Source organism: Pseudomonas sp. Ors-4-3C (genome assembly GCF_055755035.1).
This window is the reverse complement of sequence record NZ_CM146900.1, coordinates 5,234,538-5,250,147: the sequence shown is the minus strand read 5'-3', so window position 1 is coordinate 5,250,147 and position 15,610 is coordinate 5,234,538. Positions and strand designations below refer to the sequence as shown.

13 protein-coding genes are annotated in these 15,610 nt (G+C 60.8%); 7 read left to right on the top strand and 6 right to left on the bottom strand.

Going from position 1 to position 15,610, the window contains the following annotated elements; all coding sequences use genetic code 11:
* Nucleotides 1–86 precede the first annotated feature (86 nt).
* The 3 genes from ACVHNU_RS23790 to ACVHNU_RS23780 all read left to right on the top strand — a co-directional run bounded on the left by ACVHNU_RS23790 (nucleotide 87) and on the right by ACVHNU_RS23780 (nucleotide 4,557).
* Complete coding sequence (locus ACVHNU_RS23790) at nucleotides 87–2,042, top strand: acyltransferase family protein (RefSeq protein WP_473018408.1); 1,956 nt, start codon at nucleotides 87–89, stop codon at nucleotides 2,040–2,042.
* An 80-nt stretch (nucleotides 2,043–2,122) separates the two neighbouring features.
* Complete coding sequence (gene ubiD, locus ACVHNU_RS23785; RefSeq protein ID WP_003229330.1) at nucleotides 2,123–3,589, top strand: 4-hydroxy-3-polyprenylbenzoate decarboxylase; 1,467 nt, start codon at nucleotides 2,123–2,125, stop codon at nucleotides 3,587–3,589.
* Nucleotides 3,589–4,557 carry a CDP-6-deoxy-delta-3,4-glucoseen reductase gene (locus ACVHNU_RS23780; protein ID WP_103483652.1) on the top strand — a complete coding sequence of 323 codons (969 nt, stop codon included), beginning with the start codon at nucleotides 3,589–3,591 and terminating at the stop codon, nucleotides 4,555–4,557. The genes ubiD and ACVHNU_RS23780 overlap by 1 nt, the downstream gene beginning before the upstream one ends.
* A 23-nt stretch (nucleotides 4,558–4,580) precedes the next feature.
* Here the strand turns inward: ACVHNU_RS23780 and ACVHNU_RS23775 are convergent, their stop codons facing one another.
* Nucleotides 4,581–5,057, bottom strand: coding sequence for a sn-glycerol-3-phosphate transporter (locus tag ACVHNU_RS23775; RefSeq protein WP_473018407.1), 477 nt, complete (start codon nucleotides 5,055–5,057; stop codon nucleotides 4,581–4,583).
* Between the two features lie 354 nt (nucleotides 5,058–5,411).
* Here ACVHNU_RS23775 and ACVHNU_RS23770 point away from each other — a divergent pair, with 354 nt between their 5' ends.
* On the top strand, nucleotides 5,412–6,080 hold the full coding sequence (locus ACVHNU_RS23770) for a gamma-glutamylcyclotransferase (RefSeq protein ID WP_045122668.1): 669 nt from the start codon (nucleotides 5,412–5,414) through the stop codon (nucleotides 6,078–6,080).
* On the opposite strand, the gene glpT is transcribed toward ACVHNU_RS23770, so the two are convergent.
* Nucleotides 6,056–7,405 carry a glycerol-3-phosphate transporter gene (gene glpT, locus ACVHNU_RS23765; RefSeq protein ID WP_003229323.1) on the bottom strand — a complete coding sequence of 450 codons (1,350 nt, stop codon included), beginning with the start codon at nucleotides 7,403–7,405 and terminating at the stop codon, nucleotides 6,056–6,058. The two genes, ACVHNU_RS23770 and glpT, sit on opposite strands and share 25 nt — an antisense overlap.
* Nucleotides 7,406–7,631: 226 nt before the next feature.
* On the opposite strand from glpT, the gene ACVHNU_RS23760 reads away from it, so the two are divergent.
* Together ACVHNU_RS23760 and ACVHNU_RS23755 are read left to right on the top strand one after the other, a co-directional pair.
* Nucleotides 7,632–8,261, top strand: a complete 630-nt coding sequence (locus tag ACVHNU_RS23760) for a flagellar basal body-associated protein FliL (RefSeq protein ID WP_473018406.1) — start codon at nucleotides 7,632–7,634, stop codon at nucleotides 8,259–8,261.
* Between the two features lie 177 nt (nucleotides 8,262–8,438).
* Nucleotides 8,439–9,053, top strand: a complete 615-nt coding sequence (locus ACVHNU_RS23755; RefSeq protein WP_103483649.1) for an energy transducer TonB — start codon at nucleotides 8,439–8,441, stop codon at nucleotides 9,051–9,053.
* Between the two features lie 90 nt (nucleotides 9,054–9,143).
* On the opposite strand, the gene ACVHNU_RS23750 is transcribed toward ACVHNU_RS23755, so the two are convergent.
* A complete protein-coding gene (locus ACVHNU_RS23750; protein WP_003229317.1) occupies nucleotides 9,144–10,121 on the bottom strand; it encodes an NADPH:quinone oxidoreductase family protein in 978 nt (325 codons plus the stop codon).
* Nucleotides 10,122–10,271: 150 nt separating this feature from the next.
* Here ACVHNU_RS23750 and ACVHNU_RS23745 point away from each other — a divergent pair, with 150 nt between their 5' ends.
* Nucleotides 10,272–10,679 (top strand): flagellar basal body-associated protein FliL, encoded by a 408-nt coding sequence (locus tag ACVHNU_RS23745; protein ID WP_003229316.1) that lies wholly within the window; start codon nucleotides 10,272–10,274, stop codon nucleotides 10,677–10,679.
* Nucleotides 10,680–10,695: 16 nt separating this feature from the next.
* Here the strand turns inward: ACVHNU_RS23745 and ACVHNU_RS23740 are convergent, their stop codons facing one another.
* The 3 genes from ACVHNU_RS23740 to ACVHNU_RS23730 are packed head-to-tail and all read right to left on the bottom strand — an operon-like array spanning nucleotide 10,696 to nucleotide 15,502.
* Nucleotides 10,696–11,814: an ABC transporter permease gene (locus ACVHNU_RS23740; RefSeq protein WP_473018405.1), complete on the bottom strand. Its 1,119-nt coding sequence runs from the start codon at nucleotides 11,812–11,814 to the stop codon at nucleotides 10,696–10,698.
* Nucleotides 11,814–14,540: a ribosome-associated ATPase/putative transporter RbbA gene (rbbA, locus tag ACVHNU_RS23735; protein WP_473018404.1), complete on the bottom strand. Its 2,727-nt coding sequence runs from the start codon at nucleotides 14,538–14,540 to the stop codon at nucleotides 11,814–11,816. The genes ACVHNU_RS23740 and rbbA overlap by 1 nt, the downstream gene beginning before the upstream one ends.
* Nucleotides 14,537–15,502 carry an HlyD family secretion protein gene (locus ACVHNU_RS23730; RefSeq protein WP_226500853.1) on the bottom strand — a complete coding sequence of 322 codons (966 nt, stop codon included), beginning with the start codon at nucleotides 15,500–15,502 and terminating at the stop codon, nucleotides 14,537–14,539. The genes rbbA and ACVHNU_RS23730 overlap by 4 nt, the downstream gene beginning before the upstream one ends.
* Nucleotides 15,503–15,610: the final 108 nt, after the last annotated feature.

Below are 15,610 nucleotides of genomic sequence, written 5' to 3'. Positions count from 1 at the left end.
TATTTGTATCTGGATTGAAATTTGTACGACTGATAACTTTCGCCCTTTCCTTGGACTTTGTATCCGAAAAACGAGAAAGGGCTTTCATGCACACGTTTGGCAATCGCCGTGATATCGACGGATTACGGGCACTGGCGGTTATTCCCGTCGTACTTTTTCATTTCGGATTCAATACATTCAGTGGCGGCTTTGTCGGCGTTGATGTGTTCTTCGTCATCTCCGGCTTCCTGATCACCACCATCCTGTTCCGTGAAATCAGTGCACAGCGTTTCAGCTTCGTTGATTTCTGGGCGCGCCGTGCCCGCCGCATCATTCCTGCCCTGACCGTGGTGATGCTGGTCACGCTGGCGTTCGGCTGGCTGCTGCTGACAGCCAAAGACTTTGCCGAACTGGGACGAACGGTGCGCTATCAGTCGCTGTTCATCTCCAACATTCTGTTCATGCGCGAGGACGGCTACTTTCAGCCTGCCTCCGATCTGAAGCCGCTGCTGCATACCTGGTCGCTGGCGGTGGAAGAGCAGTACTACATTTTCTTCCCGTTGCTGATGGCAGCCCTGATTCGTTATGCCCGTCATTGGCGCTGGATGTTGTTCGCCGTGCTGCTGTTGTCGTTCGGCCTGAATATTCATCACATCGGGTACAAGCCGGAATTCACCTTCTTTTCGCTGCCAACCCGGGCCTGGGAGCTGCTCTGTGGCGCCATGCTGGCAGTGATCCCGGTGCCAAGGCAGGCCGTGCGTGGCTGGGTTTACCAAGGGGTGGGACTCGCCGGTCTGGCGGCGGTGCTGGTCGCGGTGTTCACGTTCGACAAGTCCACCGTGTTCCCGGGCTGGGCCGCGCTGTTGCCGGTCCTGGGCACCACGGCGCTGATCTGGTCGGGTGCGCAAGGGCCGAGCTGGACGGCGCGCCTGTTGAGTCTGCGTGCGCTGGTCTGGGTCGGTTTGCTCTCTTACTCGCTGTACCTGTGGCACTGGCCGGTCTACGTCTACGCCAATGCCATTTCCATCGACGGTATTCAGCCGCTGGAGGCGCTGGGCTGGATTGCCCTGTCGCTGGGCCTGGCGTGGCTGAGCCTGCGCTATGTCGAGTTGCCGTTCCGGGAGAAGCGTCTGCTCGCCAGCCGTAAGGCGGTGTTGACCGGGGCTGTCGCTGCCATAGTGGTACTGGCGACGACAGGCACGATGATCCGCGAGTCTGACGGTGTTCCGCAGCGGTTGACCGGCAAGGCCCTGGAATATGCACAGTCCCGCGAATGGCGGAACGGGCAGATGAAATGCATGTTGGTCACCCAGGACACGGTGCCGGACAAGGCCTGTCTGCTTGGTGACAATCAGGATGTACCGGCCACTCAAATGGTTTGGGGTGACAGTCACGCCGCTGCGCTGCTGCCGGCCATCGATAGCAATGCACGTCACGAAGGCCGCCCTGTCTGGTTGTTCAGCATGAGCGCCTGCTCGCCGATTATCGCCGATGACCAGCGTCAACGGTGCAAAGACTTCAACGTCCACACCATGGAAAAAGTGCGCAGCCTCGGGATCAAGGATGTGGTGCTGGCGTCCAACTGGAGCCTGTACATGTATGGTCGCGAAGACGGCGACAAAAAGGTTTTGCTCAACCCCCGGGACAATACCGCCGAAGCCGAACAACGCATGGCTGCCGGGCTCAAGGCGCGCGTGGCCGCGTTGCGAGAGGCTGGGGTGCAAGTCTGGCTGTTCAAGGATGTGCCGCTGCAACGCAAAGGCAGCATCAACCGCCTCACCAGCCTGGCGCGGATCGGGCGTTCGGCCGAGGGCCTCGGTCGCCCGCTGGAAGAACATCTGGCGCGACAGCATTTCATCAGTACATTGTTCGACGCCATGAGTGCTGCCGACCCGGGGGTCCATGTGATCGACCCGACGCCGATGATGTGCGCGAACGGCGTTTGCAGCATTGAAATCAACGGTCACTCGCAGTACCGGGACGAGGATCACCTGTCGGATGTCGGCAGCGCCCGATTGAGCCCGTTATTTGCGCCAATGCTGCTGGGCGCTAGCCAGAATTGAGCGATGCCGGGCACTGACGGGCTGCTGTTTGCCCGTCAGAGCAGGTAGGATGTACGCCTATTTTGAGGGTGCCATCGTCAATGAAATTCAAGGATCTTCGGGATTTCGTGCAGCAGCTTGAGCAGCGCGGAGAGTTGAAACGCATCCAGATTCCCGTCTCGCCGGTGCTGGAGATGACCGAGGTGTGCGACCGCACACTGCGGGCCAAGGGCCCGGCGCTGCTGTTCGAGAAACCGACCGGTTACGACATTCCGGTGCTCGGCAACCTGTTCGGCACTCCTGAGCGGGTGGCCATGGGCATGGGCGCCGAGTCGGTCAGCGAGCTGCGCGAGATCGGCAAGCTGCTGGCCTTCCTCAAGGAACCGGAGCCGCCGAAGGGCCTGAAGGACGCGTGGTCGAAACTGCCGATCTTCCGCAAGATCATCTCAATGGCGCCGAAAGTCGTCAAAGACGCGGTGTGCCAGGAAGTGGTCATCGAAGGCGACGACGTCGACCTGGCGATGCTGCCGGTGCAGACCTGCTGGCCTGGCGACGTCGGCCCGCTGATCACCTGGGGCCTGACCGTCACCAAAGGCCCGAACAAGGACCGCCAGAACCTCGGTATCTACCGTCAGCAAGTGATCGGCCGCAACAAGGTGATCATGCGCTGGCTCAGCCACCGTGGCGGTGCGCTGGACTTCCGTGAGTGGTGCGAGAAGCACCCGGGTCAGCCGTTCCCGGTGTCCGTGGCGCTGGGTGCAGACCCGGCGACCATTCTCGGTGCAGTGACGCCAGTGCCGGACAGCCTTTCCGAATACGCTTTCGCCGGTCTGTTGCGCGGTAACCGCACCGAATTGGTCAAATGCCGTGGCAACGACCTGCAAGTGCCGGCCACTGCCGAGATCATCCTCGAAGGCGTGATCCATCCGGGCGAAATGGCCGACGAAGGCCCGTACGGCGACCACACCGGGTACTACAACGAAGTCGATAGCTTCCCGGTGTTCACCGTCGAACGCATCACTCACCGGATCAAGCCGATCTACCACAGCACCTACACCGGTCGTCCGCCGGATGAGCCGGCGATTCTCGGCGTGGCGCTGAACGAAGTGTTCGTTCCGATCCTGCAGAAGCAGTTTCCGGAAATCACCGACTTCTACCTGCCGCCCGAAGGCTGCTCGTACCGCATGGCCGTGGTGACGATGAAGAAGTCGTATCCGGGGCATGCCAAGCGCGTGATGCTCGGTGTCTGGTCGTTTTTGCGACAGTTCATGTACACCAAGTTCGTTATCGTCACTGACGACGATATCAACGCCCGGGACTGGAACGACGTGATCTGGGCCATCACCACGCGCATGGATCCCAAGCGCGACACGGTGATGATCGACAATACGCCGATCGACTACCTCGACTTCGCCTCGCCGGTGTCCGGCCTGGGCTCGAAAATGGGCCTCGATGCCACCCACAAGTGGCCGGGCGAAACCACTCGCGAGTGGGGCCGTGTGATCGTCAAGGACGACGCCGTCACCCAGCGGATCGATGCCATCTGGAATCAGTTAGGAATAGATTGATGCGTGTAACCCTGCAGCCCTCCGGAGCGGTGCTTGAGATACGGCCCGGTGAGCGGATTCTTGATGGTGCGCGGCGCCTGGGCTACGACTGCCCGCAAAGCTGCCGCAACGGCAATTGCCATGTGTGTGCGGCGTTGCTGGTGGAAGGCCGGGTCGAACAGGCCGGCAAGGTGCACGACCACGGCGAGTTCTACACTTGCATAGCCGAGCCGCTGGAAGATTGCATCCTGCTGTGGGATGGCGTGCTCGCGTTGGGAGAACTGCCGGTGCGCAGCCTGTCGTGTCAGGTCATCGAATGCCGGGACGTCGGCGGCGACACCTGGCGCGTGCGTCTGCGGGCGCCGGCCGGCAAGCCGCCGCGTTATCACGCCGGGCAGTACCTGATGATCGAGCGTGAGAGCGGCGAGAAGTCGGCGTTCTCCATGGCCTCGGCGCCGCACGGCGGGCGCGACCTGGAAATCCACGTACTCGCCCGCGAAGCCAGTGCCCTGAGTCTGATCGAGCAACTGCAGCGCAACCCGCTGGTGCGCGTCGAATTGCCGTTCGGTGACACTCACCTCGCCGAATTGCCCGACGGGCCGCTGGTGCTGATCGCCGCCGGTACCGGCATGGGCCAGATCCACAGCCTGATCGAACACTGCCGTGCCAACGGCTTCAAACACCCGGTGCATCTGTATTGGGGTGTACGCCGTCCGGAAGATTTCTACGAGATCGAGCATTGGGACGAATGGTTGAAGCTGCCCAATCTGTTCCTGCACAAAGTCGTCAGCGACCAGTGCGGTTGGGAAGGGCGCTGCGGGATGTTGCACCAGGCCGTGTGTGAAGACTTCGCCGATCTGAAGTCCCTGCACGTCTACGCCAGCGGCTCGCCGGCGATGGTCTATGGCACGCTGGATGCGTTAGTTGAAGCCGGCATGGATGCACACCAGATGCGCGCCGACGTATTTGCCTACGCGCCTCGATCCTGATCCGTGCGAATTGAGCCGCGCCCTTAGAAACGCACGCCGGTCGTCACCATCGCCGCATTGGCGCCGAGAAACACCAGCTCGGCGGCCAATGGGCCGTAGTGAGTGCCGACGGACGGAATGATCACCGGCGCAACGCCGTAGCGGTTCAACGGAATCTTGTCCTTGTAATCACCGCGATAGCCCTGCAACAGCCCACCCGTGACTTTCAGATACACCGGATACTCGCTGCTGTCATAGCGTTTGCCGGCATAGGCGTAATTCGATCGCTGGCGGAACGAGTTACGGAAAGTTGCCCCGCCAAATACCCAGCCGGAAGCCTGATTGCGTTCGATGCCGATCAAGTCCTGATGATTATTGTGTTCGGGGTCGGGCGCATAATGTCGGGTATAGACACTGGTCTGTGCATACCAGAAGCCCTGGTCTTTTTGAGTGTCATCCTCGGCCAGCGCCTGGTCGGTTTGAATCAATAGCAATGCGGCCAAAAGCCTTGGTTTCTTCATTGTGCAGCCTCGGTTAAACGGGATGGCTTGCGCCAGAGGAAGGCCGTTATACGTAGGCGTTCAGCGACGGGAAAGACAGAAAGTCCGACAGTTTAGTAGGAAGATTCCTGCGCTTTCTTGAACCAATCCTGAACAAGCGAAGGCTTATGCATATTTCATTCGGGTATTTAAGATATTTCCGCAATGGTATTAGGCTATATGAAACCGCATAGCGTTGACTGATACACCCGATTTAGCGCTATCGAGCAGGTCATACATCCTTTAGCACTTTTCGTTTTAGATTTACTGCTATATGTTCTATCGAACGAATTGCGCTTACATCTTGTAATACTTGCGGGGCCGAACACTTCCGTCATGACAGCCATAGAATCTGCTTTTCTGAATCTGGCTTATCCTCCGCGGCTCGATCTGGGGCCGCAGCTCACTCACGAACAACTTCTCGCTTCCATGCAATCGACCATGGCGCGCCACAAGGGCGGGCCGGTGTGGCTGTTCGCCTACGGGTCGCTGATCTGGCGCCCGGAATGTTCGGCGGTGGAGCGGGTGCGCGGGCGGGTGCATGGCTATCATCGCGGTTTGTATCTGTGGTCGCACGAGCACCGTGGGACGCCGGAAATGCCCGGGCTGGTGTTCGGTCTGGATCGTGGCGGTTCGTGCAGCGGCTTCGCCTATCGGCTACCGGAAGAGAATCTCGACGCTGCGCTGTACGCACTGTGGAAACGCGAGATGCCGTTCCCGTCCTATCGCCCGCACTGGCTCAACTGCCGTCTTGAGGACGGTAGCCAGGTTCAGGCGTTGGGGTTTGTTTTGGAGCGACACCTGCCCAGCTATGCCGGCAACTTGCCGGATCATGTGCTGAGTCAGGTGTTCGAAAGCGCTTGCGGGCGCTACGGCACCACTCGCGATTATGTCGAGCAGACCGCCCACGCCCTGCGCAGCCACGCCATGCCGGATCGAAATCTGGAGGCGCGGCTCAAGCGCTGTCAGTCAAAAGCCGATCAGGCGACGGCTTCACGACTCTGACTGGCGACTTGTTTGTGCCATAGCGTCGGCGCCAGGAAGGCCATCGACAGCAGGCAAGCGCCCACCAGCAGCACGAAACCACCGTCCCAGCCGAAGTGGTCAACGGTGTAGCCCATCGCCGCACTTGCCGCGACCGAACCACCCAGATAGCCGAACAGACCGGTAAAGCCCGCTGCCGTACCGGCGGCTTTCTTCGGCGCCAGTTCCAGCGCCTGCAGGCCGATCAGCATCACCGGGCCGTAGATCAGGAAGCCGATGGAGAACAGCGCGATCATGTCCACGGTCGGGTTGCCGGCCGGATTCAGCCAGTAAACCAGGGTCGCAACGGTCACCAGCGCCATGAACACCATGCCGGTCAGGCCACGGTTGCCACGGAAGATCTTGTCCGACATCCAGCCGCACAGCAGCGTGCCCGGAATTCCCGCCCATTCGTAGAAGAAGTAGGCCCACGAAGTCTTGTCGACGTCGAAGTGCTTGGCTTCTTTCAGATAGGTCGGCGCCCAGTCCAGTACGCCGTAACGCAGCAGGTAGACGAAGACGTTGGCCATGGCGATGTACCAGAGCATTTTGTTGCGCAGCACGTATTTGACGAAGATTTCCTTGGCACTGAATTCGTCTTCGTGGCTGGCGTCGTAGCCTTCCGGGTAGTCGTTCTTGTACTTTTCGATCGGCGGCAGGCCGACCGATTGCGGGGTGTCGCGCATGGTGATGAAGGCAAACACCGCCACGCCCAGCGCCACCGCTGCCGGAACGTAGAAGGCTGCGTGCCAGTCATTGAACAGGCCCATGCCGATCAGGAACAGCGGGCCGATCAGGCCGCCGCCGACGTTATGCGCCACGTTCCATACCGAAACCACGCCGCCACGTTCCTTCTGCGACCACCAGTGCACCATGGTGCGACCGCTCGGCGGCCAGCCCATGCCCTGGGCCCAGCCGTTGATGAACAGCAGGATGAACATCATGGTCACGCTGGACGTCGCCCACGGCGCGAAACCGAAAATGAACATCACTCCCGCCGACACCAGCAGACCGAACGGCAGGAAGTAGCGCGGGTTGGAACGGTCGGAGACCAGGCCCATCAGGAACTTGGACAGGCCGTAGGCAATGGCGATGGCCGACATCGCCAGACCCAGATCGCCACGGCTGTAGCCCTCGTCGATCAGGTACGGCATGGCCAGCGAGAAGTTTTTGCGCAGCAGGTAGTAACCGGCGTAACCAAAGAAGATACCGGCGAAGATCTGCCAGCGCAGGCGTCGGTAAGTACTGTCTATTTTTTCTTCAGGCAATGGAGCCTGATGTGCGGCAGGTCGAAAGAAAGCAAACATTCAAGAGCTCCAGATTTCTTGTTTTGACTGCGGATGCGAATGTTACAGTTTCGTTACCGAAAATAGCACCGGTTCGCATCGGCAAAACAGCGGAAAATGTTGGAAGTCGCACGTTCTTTTACGAACCTGTCGCTCAGCTGTAAGAACAGGGCGTTTTCACCCCTTATCAACATTGGGTGACTTAGACTCGCGGCCCGTTCAGCCGATTGATCAGCCGAGATAAGAAATGTCACTGAAGGTTCGCATGTTGGTGCCGAGATTTTTGGTGGCGGCTGGAATCGCCGTTGTCATGCTGATCTTGATCGTCACTGATCATCCGGCCCATTCCGGTCTGCGCAACGCCACGGTGCTGATCATTCGGCACGCGGAAAAGCCGGATGCGGGATCGCTACTCAATGCCCGCGGCGAACAGCGTGCGGCCGCCTACGTCGACTATTTCAATCCGCTGAAACTCGACGGCCAGACGCTCACCCCCCAGCGCTTGATCGCTGCCGGCGACACCCCGGAGAGTTCGCGTTCGCGCCTGACGCTGACGCCGCTGTCCGAGCGTTTGAAACTGCCGATCGAGCAGCCCTATGTCAATGGTGATCTCCATCAACTGGTCGGGTTGTTGCGCAAGAGCAATCAGGCGCCGACGGTGCTGATCGCCTGGCATCACGGCCATATCAATAAGCTGATCAAGGCGTTCGGCGGCGACGCGACAGCGCTGATGGGACAGGAAAAATGGCCGGATGATGTATTCGACTGGCTGATCGTCCTGCGCTTCGATGAGAACGGGCGACTGATCCCGTCTCGCAGCCATAAAGTGCAGGAACACCTGTTGCCGGGCGACCTCGCTGGTGCAAGCGGCGGCTAAACGTCCGTCAGAAAATGTACCTGAAGCCCTTTGCGCAGGGGGCTCGCCAGAATTCTCACCGAGATCAGGAAATGTCCTGCATCGCAAAGCGAAGCTGCGCCATTCAGTTAAAGGACCTTGCTCCGTAACCTTTCTGTAGTTGCCGAACAGGCATTTCACTAGGGAAGGGGCGGGATCATGCGATGGTTTTTTGCTGGGCTTTTATTGATGATCTTCAGCCTCGCGCTGGCAGCGGAAGGGTTGCTCATACCCGAAAACAATCCCATGCCGATTTACCCCAAGGTGTTGTCCAGAGCCGGGGTCGAAGGCGAGGTCAGGGTCAGCTTCATCGTCAAGGCGGATGGTTCGGTCAGCGGGATCAACATTGTGCAAAGTGCTCATCCCGAGCTGGCTGAGGTGGTTAAAGATGCGGTAACACAGTGGCGATTCAAACCCTGGACGGTAGCGGGAGAGCGGCCGGCGGAGCAGTCGGTCGTTGCGCCGATAGTCTTTCGCCTGGATCTGGACCAGCCGATCGACATCAATCAGTGGCTGAAGTCAGTTAAGTGTCACGTCATCAATGGCGGTTTCAGAAACATGCCAGAGCACGCGTTGGTTGACGCGAAGGTGTTCGACTACACCCGTGCGTACATTTCGAACGTGATCCACAAGAGTCAGTTGGCCTATGAGCAGCGACTGGCGATCATCGCCGAGATGAACCGGCGCGTACCGATGATCGTCAGGGGCTGCCGGGAAAACCCCATGCGTAGATACATGAGTTTTCTGCCGGGGGAGGTTCGCGATTTGCTTTGACAGGTGGCGACGCAGCGCCGCTGAGGGTGACGCTGCGTCGCTGCTGTGCGCGGCTCAAGCTGGTTGCGGGAAGTCACCGGCCTGAAAAACTCAGCGCACCTGCACCACCACCTTGCCCACAGCCTTGCGTTGCCCCAGATCATTGATCGCCTGCGCCGCGTTGCTCAGCGGATACACCTGCGACACCAGCGGTTTCAACTTGCCCTCGGCGAACCAGCTGAACAACTGCTGGAAGTTCGCCGCGTTATCCTGCGGCTGGCGCTGGGCGAAGGAGCCCCAGAACACGCCGACCACTGCCGCGCCCTTGAGCAGGGCGAGGTTGACCGGCAGTTCGGGGATGCGCCCGCTGGCGAAGCCGACCACCAGCAGGCGGCCGTTCCAGGCGATGGCCCGAATGGCCTGGTCAAACAGGTCGCCGCCGACCGGGTCGTAGATCACGTCGGCGCCCTGGCCGTCGGTGAGGCGTTTGATTTCGTCCTTGAGGCTGGTTTCGCTGTAGTTGATCAGTTCATCGGCGCCGGCGGCCTTGGCCACGGCGAGTTTTTCCGCGCTGCTGGCGGCGGCAATCACCCGGGCGCCCATGGCTTTGCCGATTTCCACCGCCGCCAGACCGACGCCGCCGGAAGCGCCGAGCACCAGCAGGGTCTCGCCCGGTTGCAGGTTCGCGCGCTGCTTGAGGGCGTGCATCGAAGTGCCGTAGGTCATGCTGAACGCCGCAGCGGTATTGAAATCCATCGACGTCGGGATCGGCAGCACGTTGTAGCCCGGCACGGCGACCTGTTCGGCGAAGCTGCCCCAGCCGGTCAGGGCCATGACCCGGTCGCCGACTTTCAGATGGCTGACTTTCTCACCGACGGCGCTGACCACGCCGGCCGCTTCGCCCCCCGGAGAAAACGGGAAGGGCGGCTTGAACTGATACTTGCCCTCGATGATCAGCGTGTCCGGGAAGTTGACCCCAGCGGCGTGCACCTCCAGCAGGATTTCGTTCTTCTTCGCGACAGGACTGGCGACGTCTTCCAGCACCAGCGATTCGGCAGGGCCGAAGGCTTTGCACAGCACGGCTTTCATCAGGGCTATTCCTTTGGGAGTGATGGCCGATAAGTGTAGGTGTGTCAGTCAACGGGTCAACGAGCATGCCCGACCCTGATAGTCAGCCATAAGCTTGTGCTTGCGCGGCGGGTCGTTATGCTAGGCCGCAAACCGGATAAGGAGCGAATTGTGAAAGCGTGGATCATGTTGTTGCTGGCCCTGTCTCTGCCTATGGCAGCGCTGGCCGAAGAAGCCAAAGAAGGCGAGGCGCCGAAGGTCAACTACATCACCCTGAACCCGCCGTTCGTGGGTAACTACGGGCTGGACGGCACGCCCAAGCTCAAGGTCTACAAGGCCGACGTGGCGCTGCGTGTGACCGGCGACGAGGCGACCAAACTGGTCAAGGCCAACGAGCCGCTGATCCGCAATCAACTGGTGGCGCTGTTCACTCAGCAGACGACCGAGGCGATGGGCAGCATCGAAGGCAAGGAGAAACTGCGTCAGGAAGCCCTGAAGCAGACTCAGCAAGTGATGAATGACGAGACCGGCAAACCGGTGGTTGAAGATCTGTTGTTCAACAACTTGATCATTCAGTAACCACGCTGGCCGCTGTTCAGGACGCCAGGCTTTTGCGAAAGCGCGCCAATGCGATGACGAAGAACAGCAGGCCGATAGCCGTCAGCGCCAGCAAGTCCGGCCAGACCACGCTCAGCCCGGCATCGCGAAACAGAATCGCGGCGCTGAGGCTGACAAAGTGTGTGGACGGCGAGCCCTGCATGACCCATTGCAGCCACTGCGGCATGCTGTCCAATGGCGTGCTGCCGCCGGACAGCAGCAACATCGGGATGATCACCGGAATCGCCAGCAGACCGAACTGCGGCGTCGAACGCGCCAGCGTCGCCAGAAAAATGCCCAGCGCGGTACTGGCAAACAGATAAACCGCAGTCACCAGCAAAAACAGGCTCATCGAGCCGGCCAACGGCACGCCCAACGCGCCTTTGACCACCACCTCCAGCGACAGCCAGGTGCACAGCACCACCACCAGCAGGTTGCTCCAGATTTTCGCCAGCATGATTTCCAGCGCCGTCAGCGGCAGCACCAGTAAATGGTCGAGCGTGCCGTGTTCGCGTTCGCGCAGCAGCGCCGTGCCGGTGAGGATGATCGCCAGAATGGTGATGTTGTTGACGATCTGAATCACCGCCAGAAACCAGCCACCCTCCAGATTGGTGTTGAACAGGGCGCGAGTAGTCAGTTGCACGGGCGCCTTGGCCGCTGCGTTGCCCTGACCGGCATAGTCGAGCAATTCGCGTTGGAAGATCCGGCCGATGTAGCCGGCGCCCATGAACGCTTGGCTCATGGCTGTGGCATCGACGTTGACCTGAATCGTCGGTTGCCGCGCGGCGAGCAAGTCGGTTTGAAAGCCCGCCGGAATATTGATCACGAAGGTGTACTGACCGCTGTCCATGACCTGATCCAGTTGCGCGTAAGGCAGCAGCACCGGCGTCTGGAATTCCGGCGGCTGCAGGGCCTGGGCCAATTGGCGTGAAAGGGCGCTGTGGTCTTCGTCGACGATGGCCACGCTGGCGTTGTGCACGCCGATCACCGAACCGGCGGCGGGCATGTAGATCGCCACGGTGAAAGCGTAGAACAGAAACAGCAGCAACACGCTGTCATGGCGCAGGCTGGTCAGTTCCTTGAGTCCCAGGCGCAGGATGTGCGCGAACTTGTGCATCAGGCCTCCTGCTTTTTCAGCATGATCAGGCTCAGCCCGGTGAACCCGACAAAGAACCCGAACAGCGCCAGGCACTGCGGCCACAGCTGACGCAAGTCCAGCGCTTTGGTGAACGTGCCCACCGCAATGTCGAGGAAGTGCCCCGCCGGAAACAGCATGCCCATCACTGCTGCCGCACCTTCCAGTGAAGAGCGTGGCACGATCAATCCGGAGAACTGGATGGTCGGCAGGCTGGTGATGATCATGGTGCCGAGGATCGCGGCGATTTGTGTGCGGGTGAATGCCGAAATCAGCAGGCCCATGCTGGTGGTGGCCAACACATACAGCAGTCCGCCGAATGCCAGTGTCAGCAGGCTGCCCTTGAACGGCACGCCGAACAGCCAGCGATTCATCGCCACCAGCACTGCGAGGTTGACCAGACTGACCAGCAGGTACGGCGCCTGTTTGCCCAGCAGAAACTCCAGACGGGTCAGGGGCGTGGCGTAGAAATTGGTGATCGACCCCAGCTCCTTTTCGCGGACGATGCCGAGCGCCGTGAGCATCGCCGGAATGAAGGCGAGGATCAGCGCCATGACCCCGGGGCCGATGGCGTTGACGCTGACCACGTCCTGGTTGTAGCGAAAGCGGGTTTCCAGACTAGCTGCCGCCGGGTGGGCCAGCGCGGGGCTGCTCTGCTCGGCCAGCTGTTGCAGATTGCCCAGGTGCACGGCTTCAACATAGTTACGGCTGGTTTCGGCGCGAAACGGCATGCCGCCATCCAGCCACGCCGCCACGGCGGGTTGGCGCCCGGCGTACAAATCGCGGCCGAATCCGGGGGGAATCTCCAGCGCCAGTTTGATTTCCGAGCGTTGCAGGCGCCGGTGCAGTTCCTGCGGGTCATGAATGGCCGGCTGTTCGTCGAAGTACCGGGAGCCGCGAAACGCCTCCAGATAAGCTCGGCTTTGCGGTGTCTGATCCTGGTCGTACACGGCGAACGCGAGGTTTTCCACGTCCAGCGAGATGCCGTAACCGAAGATCACCATCATGAAAATCGCCCCGGCCAAGGCGAACGCCATACGCACTTTGTCGCGCAGCAGCTCCTTGCCTTCGCGACTGGCCACGGCCAACAGGCGACCGAGGCTGAAACCGTGCTGGGGCACTGGTGTTGTCGCAGCGCTCGGCGGCGCCATTTGCGGCTCGGCCACAGGCGCTGATGCCTGAGCACCCTGAGCCTGTTCCAGGCAGGTGACGAAGGCCGCTTCCAGCGTCTCTCCCGCAAACTGGCGTTGCAGCGCCTCCGGGGTGTCGCACGCGAGGACCTTGCCGGCGTGCATCAGTGAGATGCGGTCGCAGCGCTGCGCTTCGTTCATGAAGTGCGTGGAGAGGAAGATCGTCACGCCTTGCTCGCGGGACAACTCGATCAACAGTCGCCAGAAGTCATCGCGAGCCGCCGGATCGACGCCGGAAGTCGGCTCATCGAGGATCAGCACTTCCGGGCGGTGCAGCACCGCCACCGCCAATGACAGACGTTGGCGCAGTCCCAATGGCAACGCCCCGGAAGGCTGGTCGGCGACCGCAAGCAGATTGAAGCGCTGAATCAATGACTCGATGCGTTGTGCACTCTCGGTTTTTGGCAGATCGAACAGCCGCGCGTGCAGCTCGAGGTTCTGCCGCACACTCAGTTCGCCATACAGCGAAAAACTCTGCGACATGAAGCCTACCCGCTTGCGCGTGGCCAGATCCTTGGCGTTCACCGGGTTGCCGAGCAGCGTTGCACTGCCTTCGCTGGCCGGCATCAGCCCGGTCAGGACTTTCATGGTGGTGGTCTTGCCGCAGCCGTTGGAGCCAAGAAAGCCGAAAATTTCGCCACGCCCAATGGCAAAACTGACGTGATCCACAGCGGTGAAATCGCCGAAGCGCAGCGTCAGATCGTGGGCTTCGATGGCGATGTCGCTGCTGTTGCCGGTGCGCGGTGGAATCACCAGCGGTTGAGCGTCGTGATGGCTGTCACCCTGAAAATGAGTGAAGGCGTCATCGAGCTTGCCGCTGGAGGTGACGGTCGCCAGCTCACGACTCAGGCCGGTGGCGATCAACTTGCCGGCGTCGAGCATCAGGCAATGCTCGAACTGCTCGGCTTCTTCCATATAGGCCGTGGCAACCAGCAGCGTCAGTTGCGGGCGCTGGCGTCGCACATCGTCGACCAACTCCCAGAAGCGCCGGCGCGAGAGCGGGTCGACGCCGGTGGTAGGCTCATCGAGGATCAGCAGATCCGGTTCATGGATCAGCGCGCAGCACAGCCCGAGTTTCTGCTTCATGCCGCCGGACAACTTGCCGGCGGGGCGCTCGGCGAACTTCAGCAGATCCGTGGCGAGCAGCAGGCTATGCATGCGTTGCTCGCTTTCAGCCTTGGACAGGCCGAACAACGTCGAAAAGAACTGGATGTTTTCGCGGATCGACAGCTCGGGGTACAAGTTGCCGCCCAGCCCCTGCGGCATGAAGGCGATGCGCGCATAGAGTGTGTCGCGATGCCGGCGATCCTCGATCGCGCCACCGAGCACCTCCAGTTGCCCTTGCTGTAAGGTCTTCACGCCGGCAATCAATCCCAGCAGGCTGGACTTGCCCGCACCATCGGGGCCGATCAGCCCGCAGCGGGTGCCGGTGGGCAGGCTAAAGGCAATGTCGCTCAGCGCTTGCTGTTTGCCGTAGCGGTGGGCGATACCGTTCGCTTGAACCGCAAGGCCGCTCATTGCAGATTGGCCGGCCATTCGACGGGCGCGATCCGCACGTAGCCGGCGCCGGGCATGCCGGGTTTGGCCTGCGGCACGGCGCTGGGCTGGACCAGGCGCAGCTTGACGCGGAACACCAGTTTTTGCCGCTCGTCGCGGGTCTCGACCTCTTTGGGGGTGAACTGCGATTTGGCCGCGACGAAACTGATTTTTGCCGGCAGCGGTTTATCGGGCAAGGCATCGAGCAGCACTCGCGCCTCGTCGCCCACCGCCAGGCGTCCGGCCACCGCGGCTGACAGATAGAGGTTCATGTACTGGTCGTTGGGATCGATCAGCAGCAAGACCCGGCCCCCGGCTCCCAGCACTTCGCCGGGCTCGGCCATGCGCAGCTGGATCACGCCATCAATCGGCGCGCGCAGACTGCTGTCGTCAATTTCGCTGGTCAACTGCGCGACTTGAGCCTGTGCCGCGCCAATCGCCGCACTGACAGCAGACACCTGGGCCCGGGCGGCGACAACGGCGGCATTACCGGTGCCAAGACGTGACTGCAGTTGATCGATGATTTGCGCGCTGACATAACCGTGCTTGAACAGTGATTGCGAACGCCCGAGCTCTTGCTGGGCCAGCAACAGCTCACTCTGGCGCAATTGCACATTGGCCTGAGCGGCGTTGAGATTTTCCCGGGCGCGCAACACTTCGGCTTCGGCCTGATTGCGCTGGGCTTCGAGGGTTCGAGTGTCCATGCGCGCCAGCAGTTGCCCTTTACTGACCTTGTCGCCTTCATCCACAAGCACCTCGGCGAGGCGCCCGGGAGTCTTGCTGGCGATCTGCACTTCGGTGGCTTCCAGCCTCCCGTTGCCCATCGACAGTCCTTCGACCAGGCGGCTGCTGATGGACATCCAGTAACCCAATCCGCCAGCGGCGGCGAGTAACACCAGGAGCGAACCGGCGTATACAAGTGAAGAACGGCTGTGCGTCGACATGGGGGCATCCTGCGGCAGTGGCTTGCAGTCTGACTGTTCAAGCGTTCCGTTCGCTTGATGTCAGTCAAATGAGCGTCAAGCCTAGCCCCTTTTGTCGGTAAAAACCGT

Bases quoted from the DNA above. Each gene is read 5' to 3' on its own strand.
- ACVHNU_RS23775 (WP_473018407.1), bottom strand. From the start codon at position 5,057: ATGAAGAAACCAAGGCTTTTGGCCGCATTGCTATTGATTCAAACCGAC.
- ACVHNU_RS23750 (WP_003229317.1), bottom strand. From the start codon at position 10,121: ATGAAAGCCGTGCTGTGCAAAGCCTTCGGCCCTGCCGAATCGCTGGTG.
- ACVHNU_RS23760 (WP_473018406.1), top strand. From the start codon at position 7,632: ATGTCACTGAAGGTTCGCATGTTGGTGCCGAGATTTTTGGTGGCGGCT.
- glpT (WP_003229323.1), bottom strand. From the start codon at position 7,405: ATGTTTGCTTTCTTTCGACCTGCCGCACATCAGGCTCCATTGCCTGAA.
- ACVHNU_RS23740 (WP_473018405.1), bottom strand. From the start codon at position 11,814: ATGCACAAGTTCGCGCACATCCTGCGCCTGGGACTCAAGGAACTGACC.
- ACVHNU_RS23755 (WP_103483649.1), top strand. From the start codon at position 8,439: ATGCGATGGTTTTTTGCTGGGCTTTTATTGATGATCTTCAGCCTCGCG.
- ACVHNU_RS23770 (WP_045122668.1), top strand. From the start codon at position 5,412: ATGACAGCCATAGAATCTGCTTTTCTGAATCTGGCTTATCCTCCGCGG.
- rbbA (WP_473018404.1), bottom strand. From the start codon at position 14,540: ATGAGCGGCCTTGCGGTTCAAGCGAACGGTATCGCCCACCGCTACGGC.
- ubiD (WP_003229330.1), top strand. From the start codon at position 2,123: ATGAAATTCAAGGATCTTCGGGATTTCGTGCAGCAGCTTGAGCAGCGC.
- ACVHNU_RS23730 (WP_226500853.1), bottom strand. From the start codon at position 15,502: ATGTCGACGCACAGCCGTTCTTCACTTGTATACGCCGGTTCGCTCCTG.
- ACVHNU_RS23790 (WP_473018408.1), top strand. From the start codon at position 87: ATGCACACGTTTGGCAATCGCCGTGATATCGACGGATTACGGGCACTG.
- ACVHNU_RS23780 (WP_103483652.1), top strand. From the start codon at position 3,589: ATGCGTGTAACCCTGCAGCCCTCCGGAGCGGTGCTTGAGATACGGCCC.